22 protein-coding genes, 3 tRNA genes and 2 pseudogenes are annotated in these 23,129 nt (G+C 71.6%); 13 read left to right on the forward strand and 14 right to left on the reverse strand.

Annotated elements, in window-relative coordinates:
• On the forward strand, positions 1-1,073 hold a 1,073-nt coding region (locus CCN29_RS11510), incomplete at its 5' end, for an LLM class flavin-dependent oxidoreductase (RefSeq protein ID WP_107481690.1).
• Here the strand turns inward: CCN29_RS11510 and CCN29_RS11515 are convergent.
• Positions 1,049-2,980 carry a putative bifunctional diguanylate cyclase/phosphodiesterase gene (locus CCN29_RS11515; RefSeq protein WP_086681446.1) on the reverse strand — a complete coding sequence of 644 codons (1,932 nt, stop codon included), beginning with the start codon at positions 2,978-2,980 and terminating at the stop codon, positions 1,049-1,051. The two genes, CCN29_RS11510 and CCN29_RS11515, sit on opposite strands and share 25 nt — an antisense overlap.
• Before the next feature lie 442 nt (positions 2,981-3,422).
• Between CCN29_RS11515 and CCN29_RS11520 the strand changes: the two genes are divergently transcribed.
• Positions 3,423-4,661 carry a M6 family metalloprotease domain-containing protein gene (locus CCN29_RS11520; protein WP_107481691.1) on the forward strand — a complete coding sequence of 413 codons (1,239 nt, stop codon included), beginning with the start codon at positions 3,423-3,425 and terminating at the stop codon, positions 4,659-4,661.
• 77 nt (positions 4,662-4,738) lie between these two features.
• On the opposite strand, the gene CCN29_RS11525 is transcribed toward CCN29_RS11520, so the two are convergent.
• The 5 genes and pseudogenes from CCN29_RS11525 to CCN29_RS11545 all read right to left on the reverse strand — a co-directional run.
• Positions 4,739-4,812, reverse strand: a tRNA-Lys gene (locus CCN29_RS11525).
• On the reverse strand, positions 4,803-5,396 hold the full coding sequence (locus tag CCN29_RS11530) for a hypothetical protein (RefSeq protein WP_031017365.1): 594 nt from the start codon (positions 5,394-5,396) through the stop codon (positions 4,803-4,805). Before CCN29_RS11530 ends, CCN29_RS11525 begins: the two co-directional genes overlap by 10 nt.
• Before the next feature lie 144 nt (positions 5,397-5,540).
• Complete coding sequence (locus CCN29_RS11535; RefSeq protein ID WP_006131596.1) at positions 5,541-5,906, reverse strand: DUF8844 domain-containing protein; 366 nt, start codon at positions 5,904-5,906, stop codon at positions 5,541-5,543.
• A 199-nt stretch (positions 5,907-6,105) separates the two neighbouring features.
• Positions 6,106-6,837 (reverse strand): maleate cis-trans isomerase family protein, encoded by a 732-nt coding sequence (locus tag CCN29_RS11540; protein WP_006131597.1) that lies wholly within the window; start codon positions 6,835-6,837, stop codon positions 6,106-6,108.
• Positions 6,834-7,405 (reverse strand): annotated as a pseudogene (locus CCN29_RS11545) (maleate cis-trans isomerase family protein); the annotation flags it as partial. The pseudogene CCN29_RS11545 and the gene CCN29_RS11540, both read right to left, overlap by 4 nt.
• 111 nt (positions 7,406-7,516) lie before the next feature.
• Between CCN29_RS11545 and CCN29_RS35795 the strand changes: the two are divergent.
• Entirely contained in the window at positions 7,517-7,651 is a 135-nt protein-coding gene (locus CCN29_RS35795; protein ID WP_267283569.1) for a hypothetical protein, read from the forward strand.
• Here CCN29_RS35795 and CCN29_RS35800 read toward each other — a convergent pair.
• A pseudogene (locus CCN29_RS35800) lies at positions 7,614-7,769 on the reverse strand (DUF3830 family protein); the annotation flags it as partial. The gene CCN29_RS35795 and the pseudogene CCN29_RS35800 overlap by 38 nt on opposite strands.
• A 59-nt stretch (positions 7,770-7,828) precedes the next feature.
• Here CCN29_RS35800 and ehuB point away from each other — a divergent pair.
• The 5 genes from ehuB (at position 7,829) to CCN29_RS11575 (ending at position 11,826) form a co-directional block, all read left to right on the forward strand.
• Positions 7,829-8,743 carry an ectoine/hydroxyectoine ABC transporter substrate-binding protein EhuB gene (ehuB, locus tag CCN29_RS11555; protein WP_031017361.1) on the forward strand — a complete coding sequence of 305 codons (915 nt, stop codon included), beginning with the start codon at positions 7,829-7,831 and terminating at the stop codon, positions 8,741-8,743.
• A complete protein-coding gene (gene ehuC, locus CCN29_RS11560) occupies positions 8,740-9,444 on the forward strand; it encodes an ectoine/hydroxyectoine ABC transporter permease subunit EhuC (protein WP_031017359.1) in 705 nt (234 codons plus the stop codon). The genes ehuB and ehuC overlap by 4 nt, the downstream gene beginning before the upstream one ends.
• Entirely contained in the window at positions 9,441-10,091 is a 651-nt protein-coding gene (gene ehuD / locus CCN29_RS11565) for an ectoine/hydroxyectoine ABC transporter permease subunit EhuD (RefSeq protein WP_086681448.1), read from the forward strand. The genes ehuC and ehuD overlap by 4 nt, the downstream gene beginning before the upstream one ends.
• On the forward strand, positions 10,081-10,872 hold the full coding sequence (gene ehuA / locus CCN29_RS11570) for an ectoine/hydroxyectoine ABC transporter ATP-binding protein EhuA (RefSeq protein WP_006131601.1): 792 nt from the start codon (positions 10,081-10,083) through the stop codon (positions 10,870-10,872). The genes ehuD and ehuA overlap by 11 nt, the downstream gene beginning before the upstream one ends.
• A 195-nt stretch (positions 10,873-11,067) precedes the next feature.
• Positions 11,068-11,826 (forward strand): IclR family transcriptional regulator, encoded by a 759-nt coding sequence (locus tag CCN29_RS11575; RefSeq protein ID WP_031017354.1) that lies wholly within the window; start codon positions 11,068-11,070, stop codon positions 11,824-11,826.
• 15 nt (positions 11,827-11,841) lie between these two features.
• On the opposite strand, the gene CCN29_RS11580 is transcribed toward CCN29_RS11575, so the two are convergent.
• From CCN29_RS11580 to CCN29_RS11590, 3 genes are all read right to left on the reverse strand, one after another.
• Entirely contained in the window at positions 11,842-12,393 is a 552-nt protein-coding gene (locus CCN29_RS11580; RefSeq protein ID WP_086681476.1) for a DUF2690 domain-containing protein, read from the reverse strand.
• Positions 12,394-12,554: 161 nt separating this feature from the next.
• A complete protein-coding gene (locus CCN29_RS11585; RefSeq protein ID WP_086681451.1) occupies positions 12,555-13,457 on the reverse strand; it encodes a pyridoxamine 5'-phosphate oxidase family protein in 903 nt (300 codons plus the stop codon).
• Positions 13,458-13,526: 69 nt separating this feature from the next.
• Positions 13,527-13,997, reverse strand: a complete 471-nt coding sequence (locus tag CCN29_RS11590; RefSeq protein WP_086681454.1) for a VOC family protein — start codon at positions 13,995-13,997, stop codon at positions 13,527-13,529.
• Positions 13,998-14,172: 175 nt separating this feature from the next.
• Between CCN29_RS11590 and CCN29_RS11595 the strand changes: the two genes are divergently transcribed.
• On the forward strand, positions 14,173-14,772 hold the full coding sequence (locus CCN29_RS11595; RefSeq protein ID WP_031060272.1) for a CGNR zinc finger domain-containing protein: 600 nt from the start codon (positions 14,173-14,175) through the stop codon (positions 14,770-14,772).
• A 109-nt stretch (positions 14,773-14,881) separates the two neighbouring features.
• Positions 14,882-14,955, forward strand: a tRNA-Lys gene (locus CCN29_RS11600).
• A gap of 61 nt (positions 14,956-15,016) precedes the next feature.
• On the opposite strand, the gene CCN29_RS11605 is transcribed toward CCN29_RS11600, so the two are convergent.
• The 3 genes from CCN29_RS11605 to CCN29_RS11615 form a co-directional block, all read right to left on the reverse strand.
• Positions 15,017-15,622 (reverse strand): lytic polysaccharide monooxygenase auxiliary activity family 9 protein, encoded by a 606-nt coding sequence (locus tag CCN29_RS11605; RefSeq protein ID WP_006131607.1) that lies wholly within the window; start codon positions 15,620-15,622, stop codon positions 15,017-15,019.
• 140 nt (positions 15,623-15,762) lie between these two features.
• Positions 15,763-16,932 carry an SPFH domain-containing protein gene (locus CCN29_RS11610; protein ID WP_086681457.1) on the reverse strand — a complete coding sequence of 390 codons (1,170 nt, stop codon included), beginning with the start codon at positions 16,930-16,932 and terminating at the stop codon, positions 15,763-15,765.
• 77 nt (positions 16,933-17,009) lie between these two features.
• Entirely contained in the window at positions 17,010-17,996 is a 987-nt protein-coding gene (locus tag CCN29_RS11615; RefSeq protein ID WP_442538327.1) for an NlpC/P60 family protein, read from the reverse strand.
• Positions 17,997-18,321: 325 nt separating this feature from the next.
• Here CCN29_RS11615 and CCN29_RS11620 point away from each other — a divergent pair.
• From CCN29_RS11620 to glxA, 3 genes are all read left to right on the forward strand, one after another.
• A tRNA-Lys gene (locus CCN29_RS11620) sits at positions 18,322-18,395 on the forward strand.
• A gap of 469 nt (positions 18,396-18,864) precedes the next feature.
• Positions 18,865-20,901, forward strand: coding sequence for a glycosyltransferase family 2 protein (locus tag CCN29_RS11625; protein ID WP_086681465.1), 2,037 nt, complete (start codon positions 18,865-18,867; stop codon positions 20,899-20,901).
• Positions 20,898-22,838, forward strand: coding sequence for a radical copper oxidase GlxA (gene glxA, locus CCN29_RS11630; protein WP_086681468.1), 1,941 nt, complete (start codon positions 20,898-20,900; stop codon positions 22,836-22,838). Before CCN29_RS11625 ends, glxA begins: the two co-directional genes overlap by 4 nt.
• A gap of 77 nt (positions 22,839-22,915) precedes the next feature.
• On the opposite strand, the gene CCN29_RS11635 is transcribed toward glxA, so the two are convergent.
• Positions 22,916-23,129: glycoside hydrolase family 6 protein (locus CCN29_RS11635; protein WP_442538328.1), on the reverse strand; the 214-nt coding region annotated here is incomplete at its 5' end.

Raw genomic sequence — 23,129 nt, forward strand, 5'->3', positions numbered from 1 at the left:
CCAGCACGGAGAGCGGCACGGCGCCCGTGCCGCTCTCCGTGCTGGATCTGGTGACCGTGGGGGCCGGGCGGACCGCGTCCGACGCGCTGGCGACCAGTGTGGAGCTGGCGAAGCTCGCCGAGGGGCGCGGGTTCCACCGGTACTGGGTGGCCGAGCACCACTCCATGCCGGGCGTGGCCTCCTCCTCGCCGGCGGTGATCCTCGCGCACCTGGCCGCGTACACGGACCGCATCCGGCTCGGGTCGGGCGGGGTCATGCTGCCCAACCACGCGCCCCTCGTGATCGCCGAGCAGTTCGGCACCCTCGAGGCCATGGCGCCGGGGCGGATCGACCTGGGGCTCGGGCGGGCGCCCGGCACCGACGGGGCGACCGCCGCCGCCCTGCGCCGCACCGACCGGCTCAACGAGGGCGCCGACGACTTCCCCCAGCAGCTCGCCGAGCTGACCCGCTTCCTGGACGACGACTTCCCCGACGGGCACCCCTACCGGCGTATCCACGCCGTGCCCGGCCCGGTGCAGGCCACCTCGCCCGGCGGGGTGCAGTCCCCGCACCGGCCGCCGGTCTGGCTGCTCGGCTCCTCCGGGTTCAGCGCCCGGCTGGCCGGCATGCTCGGCCTGCCGTTCGCCTTCGCCCACCACTTCTCCGCGCAGAACACCATCCCGGCGCTCGACCTGTACCGGGAGAGCTTCCGGCCGAGCGAGGTGCTGGACGCGCCGTACGCGCTGATCGGCGTCTCGGCGCTCGCCACCGACGACGAGAAGGAGGCGCGCCGCCAGGTGCTGGCCGCCGCGCTGAACATGGTGCGGCTGCGCACCGGACGCCCGGGGCTCGTGCCGACGCCCGAGGAGGCGGAGGCGTACGACTTCAGCCCGATGGAGCGGGAGTTCGTGGAGTCCTGGAACGCCAACGTCATCCACGGCACGGCGGACGAGGTCCGGGCCGGTCTCGACGACCTCCAGAAGCGCACGGGCGCCGACGAGTTGATGCTCACCGCCAACGCGCACGGCGGTGACGTCCGGGTGCGGTCGTACGAACTGATCGCCGACGCCTACGGGTTGCCGACGCCCGCCTGAACCCCGGGCGTGCCGAGCAGTTCGGAGATGCGGTCGGGCGGGACGGGCCGTGAGTACAGCCAGCCCTGCCCGGTGTCGCAGCCGATCCGGCGCAGCCGCGTGGCCTGCGCGGAGGTCTCCACGCACTCCGCGGTGACGGTCAGCCCCAGCCGGTGGGCGAGTTGCACCATCGCCTCGACGATCACCTCGTCGGCGGCGCCGGGCTGCGCCGTCCGGTCCTCGATCTGGAAGCCCCGGACGAAGGAGCCGTCGAGCTTCAGCACGGACACCGGAAGCCTGCTGAGGTAGGCGAGGTTGGAGTAGCCGGTGCCGAAGTCGTCGATGGCGATGCGGACGCCCATGTCGCTGAGCGCCTTGAGGGCCTGGAGCGGCCGGCCCGAGGAGCCCATCACCGCGGACTCGGTCAGCTCCAGCTGGAGCAGGTGCGGGGGCAGGCCGGTCTCCTCCAGCGTGTCGGCGACGTCCGCGACCAGGTCGGAGTCCCAGACCTGACGGACCGCCACGTTCACGCTGACGAAGATCGGCGGCTCGTCCGGGTACCGCGTCTGCCAGTCGCGCGCCTGCCGGCAGGCGGTGCGCAGCACCCAGCGGCCGAGCGGCACGATCGAACCGTCCTCCTCCGCCAGGGAGATGAACCGATTCGGCGTGAGCGTGCCGAAGCGGGGGTGGTGCCAGCGGATCAGTGCCTCCACGCCGTGCACGCGGTCGTCGTCCATGCCGACCAGCGGCTGGTACTCCAGCGCGAACTCGCCCCGGTCGATGGCCGGACGGAGGGAGGAGACGAGCGCCTGGCGGGTGACGCGGGAGGCGTTGCGCTCCGGGTCGAACAGCGTCCAGCGGGCCTTGCCGTCGGCCTTCGCCCAGTACAGCGTCGTGTCGGCGGCCTGCATCAGCGCGGTGGGGGTGGTCCCGGCGGCGTGCCGCTCGACCACGCCGATGGACGCGGACACCGAAAGACGGCGGCCGGACAGGTCGAACGGCTCCTGGATCGCGTCGAGCAGCGACTCGGCGAGGTCGGCGAGCTGCTCGGTGCCGGTGGAGTCCTCCACGAGCAGGGCGAACTCGTCGCCGCCGAGCCGGGCGACCAGCGGGATACCGGCCCGGGTCCGGCCCGCGTCCTGCGCGCACCGGGTGAGCCGGTCGGCGACTGCGGCCAGCAGCTGGTCGCCGACGCGGTGGCCGAGGGTGTCGTTGACGGCCTTGAAGCCGTCCAGGTCGAGGTAGCAGAGCCCGATCCGGCCGGTGCCGCTCTCCGCGTACGACTCCGCCTCCAGGGCGCCGGTCAGGCGCTCGAAGAACAGGGTGCGGTTGGGCAGCCGGGTCACCGGGTCGTGCATGCGCAGATGGCGCAGCCGGGCCTGGAGGGCGCGGTGGTCGCTGATGTCGGCGACGGACACGAGGACGCCGCCGTCGTCGGGGGGCAGCGGGGCGACCGTGACCCGCACCCACAGCGCGTGTCCCTCGGGGTGTTTCAGCCGGCGGGTGCAGCGCAGCCGGGCGCGGCGGCCGCGCAGCAGTTCGCGGTAGGCGTGCCAGGTGCGGGCGTCGGAGGCGAGGTCGACCAGGTCGGCGGCGACGGCGCCGGTGAGGGTGTCCTGGTCGCGGCCCAGCAGGTCGGCGAGGGCGGCGTTGGCGCCGGTGACCGTGCCCTCGCGGTCGACGACGGCCATGGCGAGGGGGGCGGCGGTGAAGACGGAGCGGTAGGACGGCGGTGACGGCGTGCACGGGACGGGGGACGCGTCGGGCTCGACAGCCTCGTCAGGTACAGGACCGGCGACCTCGACCGCCTCGGCACCCTCCGCGAACTCCGCGAACTCCGCACCCGACGGCGCCAGAATCTCACTCTCCGTGACGACCGCCCGGCCGAGCTCAGTCGCGGGCGTCGGCCCTTCGGACGTTCCGCTCACCACTCGCTCCCGCAGTGCATTCGCTCGCTGTCGTGCAGGAAAACTCTCTCCGCACCCGGAAAGTGTGCCGATCATAGAGGCCCGCGGAGGGCCCTTCCAGCCACTGTCCGGCCTCGGAGCCGGTTCCGCATCTCTGCCAGATCGTTTCTGCGCAGGCGTGGACGCCTTCCGCCACCGCTCCGACCAGTTGTGACGTTCCGTGAGTGCGGGCGGTGCGCAGTGCGCGCGGTCCCGCCCGTTTTCCCGCTGTTCTCACCCGACCGGTGCAGCTGAACAGGGCGTAGTACGACAAATCATCCCACTCTGGGTGCGGTGTCCCGCGAACCGTCTCCCGGAGGTCCCCGTGCCGCGTCAGCTCACCCCGAGAGGACTCGGTCGTGAGGCACTGCGGCAGCGGTTCGGCCGTTCGGGTGTGCGGCCCCGGCTGCGGACCACGGCGGCGATGTGCACGACGATGTCGGCGCTCGCGGCGACGTCGTTGGTGAGCGTTCCGTCGGGTCCCGAGCCGTTCTCGGCGGAGCCCTGCGCGCTGACCCGCACCGACGCCCACCACTCCGAGGGCCTGGACACGTGGAACGCGGCCTATCCGCGTCCGACGAGACGGCTGGACGCGGTGATGGTGTTCCTGTCGTTCCCCGACTCGCACCCGCTGACCTCGCCGGACGAGCTTGCCGCCGACCACTTCCCGATGACCAGCCGCTTCTTCTCCCGGGCCTCCTACGGCAAGTTCAGCCTGCGGGCGCACCCGGTGAAGCGGTGGATCCGCATGCCGCGCCCCTCGACGGCGTACGCCATACAGCGCGACTGGACGGTGGCGCACCGGGCCGCGTATCTGCGGGACGCGCTGGCCGCGTCCGACCCGCACGTCGACTACGCGCGCTACGACGTCGTGTACTTCGTGGCGGACCCGGACGCGCCGGGGGTGGACTCGGACGCCACGAAGGTGGTCAACCTGGACCGTCCGATGCGCGCGGACGGGACCGACATCCGGCGGGTCGTCACCGTGTTCGAGAACCATCCCCCGGACCGGCTGGTGCTGGCGCACGAGACCGGGCACGTCTTCGACCTGCCCGATCTGTACCACCGGCCGGTGGACGGCAAGGGCGACTGGGACACCCATGTCGGGGACTGGGACCTGATGGGCAGCCAGTTCGCCCTCGCACCGGACCTGTTCGGCTGGCACAAGTGGAAGCTGGGCTGGCTGGAGCCGCGCCAGGTGCGGTGCGTGCAGGAGGGCGGCCCGGTGCGGCTGACGCTGGAGCCGCTGGGGGCGGGGCCCGGCACGCCGGTGACGGGCACGGCGGGGGCGCCGTCGTTCGGTCTGGGGCGCGGCACCAAGCTGGCGGTGGTGCGCACGGGCGCGGACTCGGCCCTGGCCTTCGAGGTGCGCGGTCCGTTCGGCAACGACCGCGCGGCCTGCCGGCCGGGGGTGCTGGTCTACCGGGTGCACAGCGGCACCCGCTCGGGGCGCGGGCCGATCGAGGTGATCGACGCCCATCCGCACACCGAGGCGTGCTGGGAGGACTCGGTCTATCCGCCGCTGGCGGACGCCCCGGTCGCCCTGGGCGAGAGCTTCACGGTCCCCGGCGAGTCGGTGCGCGTCGAGGTGGAGGGCCGTACGCCCTCCGGCGCCTGGACGGTGAAGATCACCACCGGCGAGCGGGCGGCGCGGGCGTACTGAGCATGGACGTACCGACCGGAAGCATGACGGGCACACGAAGAAGGCCCCCGCCTGAGGCGGGGGCCTTCTTCGTGTCGTGCGCCGCCAGGGACTCGAACCCCGGACCCGCTGATTAAGAGTCAGCTGCTCTAACCAACTGAGCTAGCGGCGCCTGCTGACGTCGTAGACATTAGCATCACGATCGGCGGGAGGAAAAATCGATATCCGCACGGCCGCCCGGGCCGCCCGCACCGCCGCCCAGAGCAGCACCTCCGGGCCCGGCAGCCAAGGGCTGCGGCTGTCGGGGGCGACCAGCCAGCGGGCCGGGGACGCCGGGTCGGGGCGTGCGGGTCCGGCCGGGGCGGGGACGGTCACCGCGTCGCCGGCGCCGTGGCACAGCAGGGGCGGGACGCCGTCCGTGCGGCTGCCGTGCGCGCCCCACTCCTCCCACTTCAGCAGGGCGGGCAGCCGCTGGGCCGTGCCCACGGCGCCGAAGAGCAGCATGCGGCCGCGGTACTCGGCCACGGGGCCCGAGCCGGGCCCCTCCGCCCACAGGCGGTCCAGCATCCGGCGTCCGAAGATCGCGGGCACGCTCACCACGTCGAAGACCACGCCGCAGAGCAGGACCACGGGGGTGTCCGGCCGTTCGCCGCGCAGGACGCGGGCGCCGTGCGGGCCCGCGCCGGCCGAGGCGAGCCAGGCGGCTCCGTCCGGGGTGACACCGCTGACGTCGGAGACATTCGGTGTGCTGCTCATACAGATATTTCTACGCGCCGTGAGAGAACGGTTCCGCAGAGTTGCCGCAATTTCTGACGGAGGGGCCGCCGAGCGCGTACCCTGTCACCCGGCATATGCCACACGCGTTCGAGGAGAGCCCGGGCCCCGCAAGGGCCTCTCGGGTCACACGGGGTCGGCGTGCTCCGCGCCCTCGCCGCCGCGCAGCAGGTCGCGGCCGAACTCGACCATCCGCTTCGCGTAGTCCTCGGTCCACTCGGCGCGCTCGGCGATGTCCGCCGTCGACAGCCGGTCGAAGCGCCGGGGGTCGGCGAGCTGGGCCGCCGCCATCGCCTGGAACTCCGTCGCCCGGTCCGCGGCGGCCCGGAACGCGAGCGTCAGCTCCGTGGCCCGCTCCAGCAGCGCGCGCGGATCCTCGATCGACTCCAGGTCGAAGAAGTGCTCGGGATCCGAGGCCGCCTGCGCGGGCTCGAACAGCAGGGGCGCGGGGCGTAGCCGCGGCTGGTCCGGGCGCGGCGTGTGCTCCGCCATGACTTCTCCTTCGTACGTCGCGGTGGCCCCCGGGTGCCGGAGGGCCACCGTCCATTGTCCCGCGCCCCCGCAAGAGGGCGTCCGGCCCGCCGGAGGCCGGCCGGTGCGGGCGCGCCGCACGGTGACTACCCAGCTCGCGGGGCGCACAAAGACAGCGGCGGGAACGCGCTCCGGGCGCGCGGGCGGACGTACGCGGGTGTCACACCTGGACGACCGGTTCCCGGGTGAAGAGCGCGCCCAGCCGGGACGCGTTCACGCGGCGGTCGGTCAGGCGCAGGGCCTCCCAGGCGGTGACCTGGTTGGCGGTGAGGACCGGCTTGCCCAGCTCCTTCTCCAGGGCGGGGATGTGGGCGACGGTGTGCAGGGCGGTGCCCGGCAGGAGCAGCGCCTCCGCGTCGGGGGTGTCGGCGGAGCGGGCCAGCGCGAACACCTCGCGTTCGCCCCAGGCGCCCACCTCGGCGGCGGTGACGATCCCGGCGCCGCGCACCCCGGTGACCTCCGCTCCCCCGGCCCGCAGGAACCCGGCGAACAGTTCGGCGACGTCGTCGGGGTAGGTGGCGCCGACGGCGACCCGCCGGACCTCGATCTCCCGCAGGGCGTGCACGAAGCCGAAGGAGGTGGAGGAGGCGGGCATGCCCGCGGCCCGGGCGAGACCGCGCACCTGCTCGTGGGCCCCCTCCCAGCCGTGCACGAAGCTGCCGCTGGTGCAGGCCCACACCACGGCCTCGGCGCCGGACAGCCGGAGCTGCTCCAGGCCGGCCGCCAGCCGCTCGGGCGAGCCCATCGCGCGCAGCGCGTCCACCCGGTGCGCGTCCTCGCCGATGTCGGTGTGCACCAGGTCCAGGCGGATGTCGCTGCTCAGCAACTGCTCGATGCGCGGATAGTCGTCCTCCGCGGAGTGGCCGGGGTAGAGGAATCCCAGTGCGGTCATGTCCAGCCTTCCTGCTGCTTCTCTCCTGGCGCGTCCGCCGGCACCGGTCCGCGCGCCGCACTGCAGGGCGGCACGGCCGGCGCCTGGCCCGGCCTGACGGTCCCGGAGCGTGCGGACGCGTCGATCAGCGCCTGATACGGTCCCACCGCCCGGGTACCCAATCGGCGCAGCACAGCCCACATGGTGACCTGGTTGGCCGAGATGACCGGGATGCGCAGTTCCGCCTCGAGTTGGGGGATCACGTCCTACCTCGGCAGGTTGGTGCAGGAGAGGAACAGCGCGTCGACCGCGCCGGCCCGGCCCCTCACCGCCTGCCGGGCCATGTCCACCGCCTCGCGGTGGGTGACCTTCCAGATGTGCCGGGTCAGCCCCATGTACGGGCGGCCGGTGACGGTGACGCCGGCCCGCGCCACGTACGCCTCCGGCACCCGGGTGACGGACACCGTGTAGGGGTGACCAGGGCGACCCGGCGTACGCCCAGCTCCACCAGGGCCTCCAGGAGCGCGCCCGAGGTGGTGATCGCGGGGACCGCGCCGGCCCGGCTCATCGCCTCGCACATGGCTCGTTCGCGGCGCGGTGCGGTACGGCGGCCCGGGCACGGGCCGCTGGACGACGCGGTGCGCGCCCATAGCGCCGCGGGTATGTACCGGGTCACTGACGTCGTCCCCAGGGAGTCTGGATGTCCGAGCTCACCGAACTGACCGCGGCCCGGCTCCTCGACGGCTACCGCAAGGGCGAGTGCACCACCTGCCCCCGAACGATGCCGGGCACCCAGCCGACGTCGGGAGAGATTCCCACACGGCTTCGCAGGTGATCGGGGCACGGTCGTCGAGCAGCCGCGCGAGGCCGGTCACCTCACGCCTGACCAGGGAGGTCTCGAGGAATCGGCCGGCCGTGCATCCCGTGGTCCCGCGCCGGTCAAGACCGCCCACCGCCGGACGGGCCGAAACTGGCCGGAATAACTCGCATCGCTTCGGGTAGCGGCGCCGCCATGGCTCCACCACTTCATCCACTGAGACGAATCACAGGGACCTCCGGGCCCTCGCGTCGGTCGCTGCTCGCGGGGGTCGCGGCGCTCGGCGCGCTGGGCGCGGCGGGGTGTTCCCGCGTGCCGACCGCCTCCACGACGGACGGCGGCGACCTGCTCGAGCGGCTGAGGGCGGCGGGCGTGGTCCGGCTGGGCATCGCCGGTGAGATCCCGTTCGGCTACATCGACAAGGACGGTGAGCTGACCGGCGAGGCGCCCGAGCTGGCCAAGGTCATCTTCAAGCGGCTGGGGGTGGACCGGGTGCAGCCCGTGCCCACCGAGTTCGGCTCGCTCATACCCGGGCTGAACTCCCAGCAGTTCGACGTCGTGGCCGCGGGCATGTACGTCAACCCCGAGCGCTGTGAGCAGGTCATCTTCTCCGACCCCGACTACCAGATGCTCGACTCGTTCATCGTCCGCAAGGGCAACCCGCTGGGGCTGCGCGACTACGCGGACGTCGTCGGGAAGAAGGCGAAGTTCGCCACCGGCACCGGCTACGCGGAGATCGCGTACGCCGTGGAGGCCGGCTACAAGGAGAGCGACATCCTGATCGTCCCCGATCAGGTGGCCGGCCTGAACGCCGTCGAGGCCGGACGTGTCGACGTCTTCGCCGGTACCGCCCTCACCACCCGCGAGGTGGTCAAGAAGTCTTCCAAGGCCGAGGCCACCGAGCCGTTCAAGCCCCTCGTCGGCGGCAAGCCGCACGTCGACGGCGGCGCGTTCGCGTTCCGGCCGACCGAGACGAAGCTGCGGGACGCCTTCAACGTGGAGCTGGCGAAGCTCAAGAAGAGCGGCGAGCTGCTGCGCATCCTCAAGCCGTTCGGGTTCACCGAGGACGAGATGACGGATCTGACCGCGAAGGAGCTCTGCGGCGGATGACCTCCGGACTCTGGGAACGCGTACTCGACGGCGTCTGGGTCACGATCCAGCTGCTCGTGCTCAGCGCCCTGCTCGCCACCGCGGTGTCGTTCGTGGTCGGCATCGCCCGCACCCACCGGCTGTGGGTCGTCCGCTTCCTCGCGGGCTTCTACACCGAGGTGTTCCGCGGCACCTCCGCGCTGGTGATGATCTTCTGGGTGTTCTTCGTGCTGCCGCCGGCCTTCGGCTGGCAGCTCGTGCCGCTGTGGGCGGGCACCCTGGCGCTCGGCCTGACCTACGGGGCGTACGGCTCGGAGATCGTGCGCGGCGCGCTCGCCGCGGTGGACCCGGCCCAGCGTGAGGGCGGCATCGCCCTCAGCTTCACGCCCTGGCAGCGGATGAAGCTCATCCTGCTGCCGCAGGCGGTGCCGGAGATGATCCCGCCGTTCTCCAACCTGCTGATCGAGCTGCTCAAGGGCACCGCCCTGGTGTCGGTCATGGGCATGGGCGACCTGGCGTTCAGCGCCAACCTGGTGCGCCTGGCGCTCCAGGAGAGCGCGGAGATCTACACGTACATCCTGATCATCTACTTCGTCATCGCCTTCCTGCTCACCCGCTCGATGCGCGGGCTGGAGAGGAAGCTGAAGGCCGGCGTCGGCAAGGCGCCGAAGAAGAAGGCCGGCGCCGCCGCGCGCGTGCCCGAGGGAAGTGGTGTCTCGTGACGTGGGACTGGGGCGCGGTCGCCGACTTCATGCCGTACTTCTGGGACGGTCTGCTGGTCACCCTGCAGATCCTGGTGTTCGGCTCGCTGATCTCCTTCGCGCTGGGCCTGGTGTGGGCGCTGCTGATGCGGACGCCGACCCGCTGGGTGACCTGGCCGGTCGGCGCGGTCACCGAGTTCGTCCGCAACACCCCGCTGCTGGTGCAGCTGTTCTTCCTCTTCTACGTGCTGCCCGAGTGGGGGATCACCTTCTCGGCGCTGACCACCGGCGTCTTCGCCATCGGGCTGCACTACTCGACGTACACGATGCAGGTCTACCGCGCCGGTATCGAGGCCGTGCCGGTGGGCCAGTGGGAGGCGGCGACGGCGCTGAACCTGCCGCTGCGCCGGACGTGGACCGTGGTGATCCTGCCGCAGGCCGTGCGCCGGGTGGTGCCCGCGCTCGGCAACTACGTCATCTCGATGCTGAAGGACACCCCGCTGCTGATGGCCATCACCGTGCTGGAGATGCTCGGCCAGGCACGGCTGTTCGCCCAGCAGAACTTCCAGTTCACCGAGCCCCTGACGGTGATCGGCGTGGCCTTCATCCTCATCTCCTATCTGGCCTCCCTTGCCCTGCGAGCCCTGGAGCGACGCCTTGTCCACTGACACCCACGCCCCGTTCGAAGAGAAGCCCGAGACCCCGCGCGCGACCGGTGAGCTGATCCGGCTGGAGCGGGTCACCAAGCGGTTCGGGGACCACACGGTCCTGGACAACCTGGACTTCTCGGTCGACGCCGGCAAGCACGTGACGCTGATCGGCCCGTCCGGGTCCGGCAAGACCACGATCCTGCGGCTGCTGATGACCCTGCTGAAGCCCGACGAGGGCGTCATCACCGTCGACGGGCAGCAGCTGTTCCCCGCGCCGGAGAAGCAGGTCCGCGAGGTCCGCAAGAAGATCGGCATGGTCTTCCAGCAGTTCAACCTGTTCCCGAACATGACCGTGCTGCGGAACATCACCGAGGCCCCGGTCACCGTGCTCGGCATGTCCAAGGACGCGGCCGAGGAGCGGGCGCGGGAGCTGCTGGAGATGGTCGGGCTGACCGACCACCTCGACAAGCACCCGGCCCAGCTCTCCGGCGGCCAGCAGCAGCGGGTGGCGATCGCCCGGGCGCTGGCGATGCGCCCGCAGGTACTGCTGCTGGACGAGGTGACCTCGGCCCTGGACCCGGAGTTGGTGGCCGGCGTGCTGGACGTGCTGCGGGACATCGCCCGCTCCACCGACATCACGATGCTCTGCGTGACCCACGAGATGAACTTCGCGCGGGACATCTCGGACCAGGTGCTGATGTTCGACTCGGGCCGGGTCATCGAGGCGGGCTCGCCGGAGAAGATCTTCAACGAGCCGGAGCACGACCGGACGCGGGAATTCCTCAGCGCGGTCCTGTAGTCACGGGGCGCGCTCGGACCATCGTCCGAGGTCCGCGGTGTGGGTCATTCCGCTGGCATATGCCAGCGGGTCGGCACCGCAGTTCAGAGGGCCGCAATCTTGTCAACCCCCGCCTTTCCCAGGGCCTTTGACGGCTATCGTGGAGGGGATTCGTTGACCGGATTGCGGCCCTACGAGCGAGCGCAGGGGGAAACCGTGGCGCTGAGGCACGAGCCGACCGCGTCGTACCACTCGGTCCAGGACGCGCTGCGCGTCCTGGAGACGGTGGCGCGGCACAGCACAGGAATCAACGAGACCGAACTCGCCCGCGAGACCGGCGTCGTCACGGAGCGGCTGACCACCCTCCTGCGCATGCTGCGCCGCGAGGCCTACGTCGAGCAGATCGCCGACGGCGGCTACGTCACCGGGGCGGCCTTCGCCCGGCTGGGCTCGGCCGACGGACACCAGGAGGCCCTGCGGGACACCCTCCAGCACACCCTGGACCGGCTGCGCGACTCCGTGGGCGCCGCCGTCTACCTCAGCCGGTACGTCGACGGCGAGGTCCGGGTCACCCAGTACGCCGACTCCCCGGCCGCCCCGAAGGTGAACGAGTGGGTGGACTTCCGCTACTCCGCGCACGCCACGGCGGTCGGCAAGAGCCTGCTCACCCAGCTGGACCACGAGGGCCGGCGCGACCACCTGTCCCGGCACCGCCCGGCCCGTCTCACCTCGCGCACCATCACCAGCGACCGACTGCTGCTGTCGACGCTCGCCGCGCAGCCGCCGACGGTGCCGGTCCTGGACCTCCAGGAGTACGCGGTGGGCACGGTCTGCGCGGCCGTCCCGCTCACGGCGGGGTCCACGGCGGGATGTCTGGCGCTGTCCCTGCCGCTGGAGCACGCCCACCGCCTGCGCCGGGCGGCCGACACCCTCAACCGCAACGCGGCCCCGGTGCTGCTGTCGCTGGCGATCTGAGCGACGGCCCGTCCGTCACCGCCACGCTGTCGCCTCGGTTCCGTGGATGCAGTAGTGCTCGTACGTGCTCTCGCCGCCGGCCTTGGGGACCGCGCACACGGTGACCTCGAACTCGCCGTCGCCCACGCGCACCATGGGGGTGTACTGGTCGTCGCCGTAGCCGATCTCGGCGGCGCGCTTGGTGCCTCCGGTGGCCTCGACCGTGACCAGGTCGCCCTTGGCGCCGTGCTCGATCTTGCCCCAGACCGCCTGGCACTCCTCGCTGTAGCGGATCGAGAGCTCGGCGGGGTTGCCGGCGGCCGGCTTGAAGGTGGTGGCGCCGTCGTCGCAGCCCTGGCGGCCTGGGTTCTTCCCCTCGCAGGCCTCACCCGGACAGGTGGACTCGTCGAGGACCGCGTTCACGGCGTGCTCGCCGAGCGGGGAGAGAACGGCGGCCGCCACGGCGCCGACGACCGCCACGGCGAGGCCCACGGAGGTCGCGCTGTTCCACCTGCGCCGGCCCTCGGGCGGCTGCGCGGCGGGCTCGGAAGGGGGCGTCGAGTGGTTGTCGGAACTGCCTGTCGTCATGGGTCTCGCCTTGGTGCTCGTCTCACTGCGCACGCGGCCCTCGCCCATGCGCCTCTCACCCCGCCGAACGATCTCCCGCCCGGCCGGGCAACAGGCGCACGGTCGCTCCACGGGCGCGAAAGGGAGCGGGAACGGCCCCGACTCGGCCGTTCACGTCCTGGTCACGGCGTCGAGGCCGGAGGGTTGAAGCGGGAGAACCGCGGAGCGCTCCACCGCAGCGGGGAGGCGTGGTCGACGCGGACGAGACGCTCGACGGTGAAGTCCACGACGCGCTGGGCCCCGGGCAGAGCGGCCGCGTGGTTTGGGTCCCAGTCCACGGCCGCGGTGCCGGTGAGATGCAGGAGGGTGCCCGTGGTCCAGTCGGGGACCAGCAGCCCCGCACGGGGGTTGACCTCGAGATTGCCGAGGGTGTTGAACATCGAGTTGCCGGCGTAGTCGGGCCAGCGCAGCCGGGTGGGTCCCAGGGCCTGGAGGAACCCGGAGTTGCCGCCGCGGTGGGACGTGTCGGCGTTGCCGTCCGGGTCCGCCGTGGCGACGAAGAAGGTGTCCGTGGCGGCGACGAGCGCGAGGTCCGCACCGGTGAGCGCGGTGCCTTCGCGGGGGTCCCCGGGGGTGGCCGGCTGCCACGTCGGCACCCGCTGCTGAATGTACTTGGGGCAGTTGGCGTAGATCTGCTCGAGCTCGATCTCCAGGCCGCCGGGGGTCGGGCGGGCGGTGCCGTTCATGCGCATGCGCCGTCGCGTGCCGGGGTCCATGGCGATCATGCCGAGGCGGGCCGGTCCGGCGAGTGTGCGGTACAGCGGGTCGCCGGCCGAGAGGGTGGCCGCGACACGCACCGAGGAGGGGCCGGTGACGGTGATGAATCCGGGGTGGCCCGTCAGAAGCGAGGACCAGACGTTCCCGCGTGCGTCGGCGGCGCCGATGAAGAGGACCGGCTGTTCGGCCAGGAAGACCGCCGCCGCGTCCGGCATCTCGGTCCTGACGACGGCCGAGACCACCGCGGCCCTCTCGCTCACACCGGCTCGCTTCTGCACGGCCAGTTCGCCGTGGTGGTACGGCTCCATGTTCTGCTCCTCACGAAGTCGGCCTGCCCGGGCGACGCGGGAAGCACCGGTGTCCCGTCGACGGCTCGGCTAGAAGAATCCGCAGGTCGGCTCCTGGCCGGCCGGTGCGGGCGCGCCCTGAGCGCCTGACGGCACGAAGACCTCCAGACGGATGCCGTCGGGGTCGCGGAAGAAGATGCCGCCCGAGGCGGCCCCCTCGGCATGAGCCGTGATGCCGTCGTGGACGAAGTCCGTCCCCAGCTCGCGCAGCACCGCCTCGGTCGCGGCGATCTCGTCGAGGGTGTCCACCTGGAAGGAGAGGTGGTGCAGCCCGGCGGACCCGGCGGCGAAGGCGTTCTCGCTCTGCTGCCACAGCGTGACGACGATCTCCCCGTCGCGGCCGAGGAACGCCCAGCGACGGCTGTCCTCCTTGCCCTCGGCGAGGGTCTCGAAGCCGAAGACACGGGCGTAGAAGGGCAGCGAACGGTCGAGATCGGTGACGTTGAGGCCGATGTGGCCCGTCTTGAGGCCGGCCGGGGCCGGGGACGGAGAGGTGGTCATGGGGTTCCTTCCGAAGGGGTCGGCGTGCCGGCCGGAGGGCGGGCACCACCTTCCGTCCTAACCGGTCAACGCCAAATTAACGGTTGACCCCCGACGCGTCAACCGGTGAAACTCGTTTGGACGGTTAAGCTCGTTCGTGTGATGGCATGGTCCCCGACACGAAAGGGCGCACCGCATGAACACTCATCCAGCCCACGTCGCCGACGCGGACCCCCGCCCGCTGCGCGGGGAGCCCTTGCCGCTGGACCTGCTGAACACGTGCTGGATCGACGACAGCGGCCACCACGACCTGCTGGCGCGCCCCGGCGGGCTCGCGGTGTGGCTCGCGTCCGCGGGCCTCGCCGACATCGCCCCCGATACCCAGGAGACCCTCGACGCACTCCTGGCCACCCGGTCCGCGCTGCGCGCGATCGTGGCGGACGAAGGAGCCGATCCCGAGCGGTCCAGGCAGCTGCTGAACGAGACGCTCGCCCATGGACGGGTCCGGCGTCTACTGGGGGCGGACGGCCCGGAAACGGTCGTCGAGACCGACACTCCTGGCTGGCTCGCCGCCTGGCACACGGCCGAGCGCTACCTGCGCCTGCTGGAGGAGTCCCCGGACCGCATCCGCAAGTGCGCCGGCACCGAGTGCGTGCTCCGGTTCTACGACACGTCGAAGAACGGACGCCGGCGCTGGTGCTCGATGACGTCCTGCGGCAACCGCGCCAAGACCCGCCGTCATTACGCGCGCACGAGGACGGCCCCGCAGGGAGCGGAGCCGGCGGGCGGCGCGTGACGGCGGCGGAGCGCCACCGCGTCCCGCCCGGCGGGTGGTCCGGAGCACCCTCGGGGACCAGGTAGTATTTTCTTCGTCGCCGGCCGCGGAAGCGGACGGCGGGAGTCATGCGCCGCTAGCTCAGTTGGTTAGAGCAGCTGACTCTTAATCAGCGGGTCCGGGGTTCGAGTCCCTGGCGGCGCACCGAGAAGGGCCTCTCGTGGGAGCGAGAGGCCCTTTGACGTGTCCGGAACCCGTCCGGCCGCTAGAAGGTCACGTCCGAGCAGGCGTAGAACGCGTTGCCCGTGTCGTGGACCGTCCACACCGCGAGGATCACGTGGTGGCCGCTGAGCCCGGTGGGCAGCCGGCCGCTGTGCGACAGGGTCTGCGGCGGACGCTGACCGTTGTAGGGGACGGTCAGGAACGGCGTGAGGTTGAGGTCGGACCGGGACAGGTTGTGGTTCTGGTTCCAGCCCGGCTTGGTGACGTAGTACTTGAAGTCGGTGGTGGCGTGCATCGCCGTGAACTGCCACCGGAACGTGTAGTCCTGGCCGCCGGTCACCCGGGTGGTGGGCCAGGCGCCGCCCGACGGGGTGCGCGGGGCGTCGAGGGGCGCGAAGGACGCGTTGCCCGCCGAACAGAGCTTGCCGTCGGCGGGACCGGCCGAGGGGAAGCCCTTCGGGCCCTCGACGCTCTGCGGCTCCCACTGGATGTTGCCGCAGTTGGTGACCCCGCCGTTCTGGCAGAGCTTCTGCCGGCTGACCGGCAGGTCGGTGTAGCCGTGGCCGCTGGCGCCGCCGGAGGAGAGCATGAGCGCTCCGGTCGTGGCCAGTCCCACCGCGGCCGCGTACAGCTTGGTCCGTTTACGCATGCTGCCGCTCCTGGAGTGTGGGGGAGTCGTTCAGGGGTGCAGGTCTAGACCAAGTCTCAGCGTAAGGACGGTAGTTGAACATGTCCATACCAATCGCAGGGCTTGTTTTTCCCGTCCTTCTCCACCCCGGCCCCCGCCGTTCACGGTCCGGTCTCGCCCCGTCCCGCGCAGAACGCCACCGTCAGGTCCTTCACCAGCACCTGCCGCTCGCCGTCGTCCAGATCCAGCAGACCGCGCATGGTCAGCCGGGTCACGGTGTCCTCCACCGAGTCCACGACGGAGCCGACCACGCTCGCCCGGTGCCGGGCGTCCAGCGCCGCCATCCGGCGCCGGTGCATCGCGGCGGCCACCTCCGGCGCGTACTCCACCCGCAGCGGCCGTACCGCGCACACCTCCACCCCGACCGGCCCGGCGTCCGCCGCCACCAGCCGGGTCAGCGCGTCCTGCGTCGCCTGCACCGCGCCCCGTCCGGCGCCCGGCGCGGCCACCGGCACCCGCAGCAGGGCCGCCTCCACGCACGCCCGCAGATACCCCTCGTGGTCCTCGACCCCCAGCGTCGCCCGCGCGGTGTCCCGCACCCGCCACACCACCAGCACCGCCACCCGCAGCGCGACCCCGCCCCGGTCGGCGGCCGGCAGCGGCTCACCGCGCCAGTGCCGCAGCCGCACGTCGACCCGGCGGCGCAGCATCAGCGGGTTCACCCACAGCAGTCCGGTGCGCCGCACGGTCCCCCGGTAGCGGCCGAACAGCTCCAGCACCCAGGCCCGTCCGGTCCGTCCGCGGGCCAGCCCGCCGAAGCCGAACAGGCCGAGCGCCCCGGCCCCGGCGAACGCCGCCCACTGGGCGGGCCCGAGGCCGCCGGCCCGCACGGACAGGCCGAGCGCCTCGGCCGCGAGCGGCGGCAGGACCCCCGCCCACCACGCGGTGACCGCGCAGCCCGCCGCCCCGCACACGCCCGCGAGCACCCCGGCGATCCCCGGCAGCACCCGCGCGGGCCGCTCCGTGATCTCCGGGTCGACGCCGGGCGCGGCAGCGCGGGCCCGTACGCCGATGTCCCGCGTGTCCCGGTCCTCCTTGTCGGGTGCGGGCTCGCGTGCCGTGTCGGGCGCGGGGCGGTGCGCGACGGCCGCGGGCCGTGGCAGCGCCTCCGCCGGGGGCGCCGCGGGCTCCTCCCGGAACAGCAGGTGGACGGGGATCTCGGTGGTGGACTCGGCGTGGATCAGCCGGGCCGGGCGGACGGCCGTGACGCCGTCGGCGGGCCCCTCGGACTCGGGGACGTGCTCGGGGACATGGGATGTCGTGGTGGTCATGCGTGCCTCCAGCCTCCGCGCCAGATGCGTCACATCGGGGGACTCGGGCGGGGCGGACGCCCGGCGCCCCGGTCGGGTCAGGCGAACAGCCGCCGCCGGGCCTCCGGTCCCGGCGCCCCGTGCGAGGAGGGCACGGCGAGACCCACGGCGGCAGAAGCGGAACCTCCGTTTAAGACATCCGGCGCCTCTCCGGACCGCCCGGCCGACGGTCCCGACGCACCGCCCGCACCCGCCGTTCCGTCCGCTTCACCGCCTCGCCGTACCGGGGCCGCACCCGCCGTCCCCTCCCCGGCCTCCGATCCGCGCGGCCCCTCCGGAGCAGCGGGCGTCAACTCCTCGCCACCCGCCTCCCCCGTGTCCGCGCCCCCGGCGACAGGTGCGGAATCCGCCACCGGCGGCCCGGCCGGATCCGCGGGCCGGTCGGGCGCGGCGGTCCCCGGGGCCGCCCCCGCCGTTCCGTCGGTCACGCCCTTGTAGCGGTACGGCACATAGCGCGCCGAGTTGTTCCAGTAGGCGTACGGAGTGGTCGTGCGGCGGGTGTGCGGCGGGCTCTGCTCGTAGGCCACGTACCGGGTGCGGGAGGAGTTCGCCCACCCGCCGAAAAGGACGACGTGCGAACCGTTGTACGGGTCGGCCGCATTGTGGAACAGGAGGATGTCACCAGGCCGGAGTTGCGCCTTGGTGATTCTCTCGGCGTATTGCACGAGGCTGCCCGTCCATTCGTTGCGGGGCAGTTTCCAGGCCATCGAGACATAGCCCGAGCAGTCCTGCCGGTATCCGTCGGACCAGTAGGAGGAGACGCCGTAGGGGACCCTCCGGCCGACCCAGGAGGCGGCCCGCCCGACGATGTCCGTGCGGCTGATCGCGGGAAGCGTCACCGGGCCGCCGGGCGGCAGCGCGGGACCCGAGCGCCCGTCTGCGCCGAACAGCGGCCCCGGCGCGCCCTGCCCGCCGCCGCTCCACTGATCTGCGGGAACGCCCTGGCCGGCGGAGGCCCGGGGGTCGTCGACGGCGGACGCGGGGAACGGGTGGGCGCCGAGCGCGGCGGACGTGACGGCGGCCACGAGGAGGGCGGTGCGGTGCGCGGGCGAGCGCCGTGGGCGCCCCGCGCGGGTGCGCGGCGGCTTCCTCGCGCGGCCGGGGCACGCGCGGTCCCCGGCCGCACCGAATTCCTCGCACCCCGGAAACCCCATGCGATGTCCCTCACATTCCCGGAACGTTTCTCCGTATCCGCGCACGAGCGTCAGTGTCGCAACGGTGTTCCCGGCGCGCACTTTGACGGTCCGAATGATGTAAAGCGCCCCTCCCCCGGACGGCCCGGGAGGCCGGCGCCGGGCCGGGGCCGTCACGAGCACCCTCGGGAGTCCTGTAGAGTTCTGCCGTCAGCAGGCGCCGCTAGCTCAGTTGGTTAGAGCAGCTGACTCTTAATCAGCGGGTCCGGGGTTCGAGTCCCTGGCGGCGCACCGACACGACGGGCTCCTCGGTCACCGAGGGGCCCGTCGCTTTTTGGCCGGAAACTCTCTCGCCCTCGTTGAGCACGACGCTCTCGCGCCCCGTACGGAACTGTGACACCACAGGACTCCCTCGGGCGCCCCATTGGCCCTTTTTCGCCTGGTCCGCACCGTGTTTCGCACCTTGCGATCATGAGGAGCGAACCGGGAACCTGGTCCTTTCAACGCACCGCGCCATCGCGGCCGTTGGAGGGACCGGGGAAGTGCCGGCCGCCTGGCCGGAACGGGGCGAGGGACCCCGTTCCCCCGCGCCGGCACCGAAGGGGGATCATGCAACCGGAAGGCACGGGATCGTGTCTATAAGGTGTGCGTGACGTGGTGACCGCGGTCCGCCACTGACACGTCCGGAGGTCGAGGGGGACCGGCCCGGACGTAAGCAAGCGACGAAACATGCGGTTCGCCGCGTGTGGGGGGATGACTCATGACGTCGACGCCGACCGGCGCCCACCGGGACGACGACCCGTCCCAGACCACCCAGCTCAGGGTGCCCGGCCATCGGAACTGGAACACGGGTACGTTCCGCCGGATCAAGAAAGCGCTGCCCAGATACGACTACGAGCACTACAGCCGCCTCGCGGGTCCCCTCACCCAGCCCGATCCGAACAAGCCGTACACGGTCCAGTACCGCTCGCTGATCTCGCAGGAGCCGCACCGCATCCGCATCGCGCTGATGCTGCTGGCGGCCCCCGTGCTGTCGCTGGTGCTGCTGGTGTGGCTGCTCCAGCCGTCGCACTGGACGGAGCGCGACTATCCGGCGTTCGAGTGGCTGCCCGCCCTCGACGTCGTGATGCTCGTCTCGATCGGTCTGATCGAGTTCTTCCGCTGCATGAACGTCCTGTCGAACGCGCACGCCACGCTCGTCGCCCGCGACCCGGTCCCGGTGGTGCCCGAGACCGGCACCCGGGTGGCCTTCCTCACCTCCTTCGTGCCCGGCAAGGAGCCGCTGGAGATGGTGACGAAGACCCTGGAGGCGGCCGTGAAGATCCGCCACCGGGGCCTGATGCACGTCTGGCTGCTCGACGAGGGCGACGACCCCGAGGTGAAGGCGGTCTGCGAGCGCCTCGGCGTGCATCACTTCTCCCGCAAGGGCGTGGCGAAGTGGAACCAGAAGAAGGGCCCGCACCGCGCCAAGACCAAGCACGGCAACTACAACGCCTGGCTGGACGCGCACGGCGACCACTACGACTACTTCGCCTCGGTGGACACCGACCACGTGCCGCTGCCGAACTACCTGGAGCGGATGCTCGGCTTCTTCCGCGACCCGGACGTCGGCTTCGTCATCGGCCCGCAGGTCTACGGCAACTACGACAACTTCGTCACCAAGGCCGCCGAGTCGCAGCAGTTCCTCTTCCACGCGCTGATCCAGCGGGCCGGCAACCGCTACGGCTCCCCCATGTTCGTCGGCACCTCCAACGCCGTGCGCATCAAGGCGCTGAAGCAGATCGGCGGCCTGTACGACTCGATCACCGAGGACATGGCGACCGGGTTCGAGATGCACCGCGCCCGGAACCCGGAGACCGGCCGGAAGTGGCGCTCGGTCTACACCCCGGACGTGCTCGCGGTCGGTGAGGGCCCCAACGCCTGGACCGACTTCTTCACCCAGCAGATGCGCTGGTCGCGCGGCACGTACGAGACGATCCTCAAGCAGTACTGGAAGGGCTGGTACTCGCTCCCGCCGAGCAAGCTCTTCAACTACACGATGATGATCATCTTCTATCCGATGTCCGCCCTGAACTGGATCCTCGCGGCGCTCAGCTGCGCGCTGTTCCTGGGCCTGGGCGCCTCGGGTGTGAACATCGACCCCGCCGTGTGGCTGATGCTCTACGGCAACGCCTCCGCGCTCCAGATCGGCCTGTACGTCTGGAACCGCCGGCACAACGTCTCCCCGCACGAGCCGGAGGGCTCCGGCGGTGTGGCCGGCATGGTGATGTCGGCGCTGTCGGCCCCGCTGTACGCGAAGGCGCTGATCGACTCGGTGCTGCGCCGCAAGAGCAAGTTCGTGGTCACCCCGAAGGGCGACTCGGCCAGCCCGGACACCTGGTTCGGTACCTTCCGGTACCACTGGTACTTCATCGCGATCTTCGCCGGCTCCATCGCCGCGGGCTTCGTCTACGGGCACTCGCACCCGGCGATGGTCATCTGGGCCACCTTCGCCCTGCTCATCACCGCCGCGCCCATGTTCGCCTGGCGGCACGGCATGCGGCAGGCACGTAAGAAGCCCGGCGCGCACGCGGCGGGACAGCACCGCGCGGACGCGCCCCCGGCCGACGGCGTGCGGATGCCGCAGCAGCAGCACGCCCCGCACCAGCCGCAGCCCCGGCCCCAGTGGGCCGGTTCCCACGGTGCGCCGGGCGGAACAGGGGGCCCCGGAGGGCCGGGAGGGCCCGGGGGCGGCCACCCCGGTGACGACCAGACCATGCAGATCGCCCTTGGTGGACTTGGGGGACGTAAGGAATGAAGGACCGTGCAGGCCGCCGTCGCGCCCGTCGGATCGCGATAGGCACGGCGGTGGTGCTGGCGCTGGCCGGGATGAACGGCCCGTGGCTGTACCGCTTCAGCACCGAGAAATATCACCAGTACAAGATCAACCAGCCGGAGTACAAGGCCGCGAACGGCAAGTGGGAGATCGTCGAGTTTCCCGAGGAGTACCGGCAGAACACCATCCACGCGGCGCTGCTGCGCACCGGCAAGGTGCTGCTCGTCGCGGGGTCGGGCAACGACCAGGACAACTTCGACGCGAAGAAGTACGACACCCGGATCTGGGACCCGGTCAAGAAGACCATCAAGAAGGTCCCGACGCCGACCGACCTGTTCTGCACCGGTCACACGCAGCTCGCCAACGGCAACCTGCTGATCGCGGGCGGCACCAAGCGGTACGAGAAGCTCAAGGGTGACGTGAAGAAGGCCGGCGGCCTGATGCTCGTCCACAACGAGAACCCGGACAAGCCGATCACCCTTCCGGCGGGCACGAAGTTCACCGGCAAGGAGAACGGCAAGACCTTCGTCTCGAAGGACCCGGTGCTCGTCCCGCGCGCCGAGAAGAAGTTCGACCCGGCGACCGGCGAGTTCCTCGGCACCACCCCGGGCGTGGGCCGTATCTACGTCGAGGCGCAGGAAGAAGGCGCGAAGTACGAGACCGGCACCCAGGACAACTACCGGGTGCAGGGCCTCACCGGCGCCGACGCGCGCAACACGTACGGCATCGCCGAGAAGCTCGCCCTGGACAAGAAGGACTTCCAGGGGATCCGGGACGCCTACGAGTTCGACCCGGTCGCCGAGAAGTACATCAAGGTCGACCCGATGAAGGAGGCCCGCTGGTACCCGACGCTCACCACCCTGAGCGACGGGAAGATCCTCAGCGTCTCCGGCCTCGACGACATCGGCCAGCTGGTCCCGGGCAAGAACGAGATCTACGACCCGGAGACCAGGGAGTGGGAGTACACCGACAAGGTCCGGCAGTTCCCGACCTACCCGGCGCTGTTCCTGATGCAGAACGGCAAGATCTTCTACTCGGGGTCGAACGCGGGCTACGGGCCGGACGACGTCGGCCGCGACCCGGGCGTCTGGGACGTGAAGACCAACAAGTTCAAGGAGGTCCCGGGGCTGAGCGACCCCGACCTGATGGAGACGTCCAACACGGTGCTGCTGCCGCCCGCCCAGGACGAGAGATACATGGTCATCGGCGGCGGCGGGGTGGGCGAGTCCCAGAAGTCCAGTGAGAAGACCCGGATCGTCGACCTGAAGGCCGACGACCCGGCGTTCGTCGACGGTCCGTCGCTGGACAAGGGCACCCGCTACCCGCAGGCGTCGATCCTGCCGAACGACGAGGTGCTGATCTCCGGCGGCTCGCAGGACTACCGCGGCCGGAGCGACTCCAACATCCTCGAGGCGCGGATCTACGACACGGAGAAGAACGAGCTGCGGCGGGTGGCCGACCCGCTGGTGGGCCGCAACTACCACTCGGGCTCGATCCTGCTGCCCGACGGCCGCGTGATGTTCTTCGGCTCCGACTCGCTCTACGCGGACAAGGCCAACACCAAGCCGGGCGAGTTCGAGCAGCGCATCGAGATCTACACCCCGCCGTACCTGTACGGCGACGACGAGCAGCCCGACCTGTCCGGCGGGCCGCAGACGATCGAGCGCGGCGGGTCTGGCACGTTCACCTCGCGGGACGCGGCGTCGGTCAAGAAGGTGCGGCTGATCCGGCCGAGCGCCACCACCCACGTCACCGACGTGGACCAGCGCTCGATCGCCCTGGACTTCACCACCGACGGCGACAAGGTCACCGTGACCGTGCCGAAGAACCGGAACCTGGTGCAGTCCGGCTGGTACATGCTGTTCGTCACCGACGCCAACGGCACGCCCAGCAAGGCCCAGTGGGTGCAGGTGCCGTAGCGCGCCCGCCGGTACGCGAGAGGGGGCGCCGTGCGGATCGCACGGCGCCCCCTCTCGCGTGTACCGTCCCCGGGCCGTTACGACGTGGAGGCGCGCGCCAGGTCCAGCGCGTAGTCCTCCCACCACTCGCCGGCCTTCGGGCCGCCCTTGCACTCGCCGTCCGACTCCCCCGGACGCTTGATCCACAGATAGGCGTCGACGAGGGGGTCGGCCGTGCGGGTCGTCGGGGTCTCGCCGAGCGCCCGGCCGGGCGGGTTGCACCAGCGCTCGTCCGGATCGCCGCCGGGGTAG

It is taken from the genome of Streptomyces pseudogriseolus (assembly GCA_002154585.1).
In the GTDB taxonomy this organism is placed as follows: Bacteria; Actinomycetota; Actinomycetes; order Streptomycetales; family Streptomycetaceae; genus Streptomyces; species Streptomyces pseudogriseolus.

Coding starts and splice junctions, on each gene's coding strand:
- CCN29_RS11520 (WP_107481691.1), top strand. CDS start 3,423: ATGTGCACGACGATGTCGGCGCTCGCGGCGACGTCGTTGGTGAGCGTT.
- CCN29_RS11530 (WP_031017365.1), bottom strand. CDS start 5,396: ATGAGCAGCACACCGAATGTCTCCGACGTCAGCGGTGTCACCCCGGAC.
- CCN29_RS11535 (WP_006131596.1), bottom strand. CDS start 5,906: ATGGCGGAGCACACGCCGCGCCCGGACCAGCCGCGGCTACGCCCCGCG.
- CCN29_RS11540 (WP_006131597.1), bottom strand. CDS start 6,837: ATGACCGCACTGGGATTCCTCTACCCCGGCCACTCCGCGGAGGACGAC.
- CCN29_RS35795 (WP_267283569.1), top strand. CDS start 7,517: ATGTCCGAGCTCACCGAACTGACCGCGGCCCGGCTCCTCGACGGCTAC.
- ehuB (WP_031017361.1), top strand. CDS start 7,829: ATGGCTCCACCACTTCATCCACTGAGACGAATCACAGGGACCTCCGGG.
- ehuC (WP_031017359.1), top strand. CDS start 8,740: ATGACCTCCGGACTCTGGGAACGCGTACTCGACGGCGTCTGGGTCACG.
- CCN29_RS11580 (WP_086681476.1), bottom strand. CDS start 12,393: ATGACGACAGGCAGTTCCGACAACCACTCGACGCCCCCTTCCGAGCCC.
- CCN29_RS11585 (WP_086681451.1), bottom strand. CDS start 13,457: ATGGAGCCGTACCACCACGGCGAACTGGCCGTGCAGAAGCGAGCCGGT.
- CCN29_RS11590 (WP_086681454.1), bottom strand. CDS start 13,997: ATGACCACCTCTCCGTCCCCGGCCCCGGCCGGCCTCAAGACGGGCCAC.
- CCN29_RS11595 (WP_031060272.1), top strand. CDS start 14,173: ATGAACACTCATCCAGCCCACGTCGCCGACGCGGACCCCCGCCCGCTG.
- CCN29_RS11605 (WP_006131607.1), bottom strand. CDS start 15,622: ATGCGTAAACGGACCAAGCTGTACGCGGCCGCGGTGGGACTGGCCACG.
- CCN29_RS11610 (WP_086681457.1), bottom strand. CDS start 16,932: ATGACCACCACGACATCCCATGTCCCCGAGCACGTCCCCGAGTCCGAG.
- CCN29_RS11625 (WP_086681465.1), top strand. CDS start 18,865: ATGACGTCGACGCCGACCGGCGCCCACCGGGACGACGACCCGTCCCAG.
- glxA (WP_086681468.1), top strand. CDS start 20,898: ATGAAGGACCGTGCAGGCCGCCGTCGCGCCCGTCGGATCGCGATAGGC.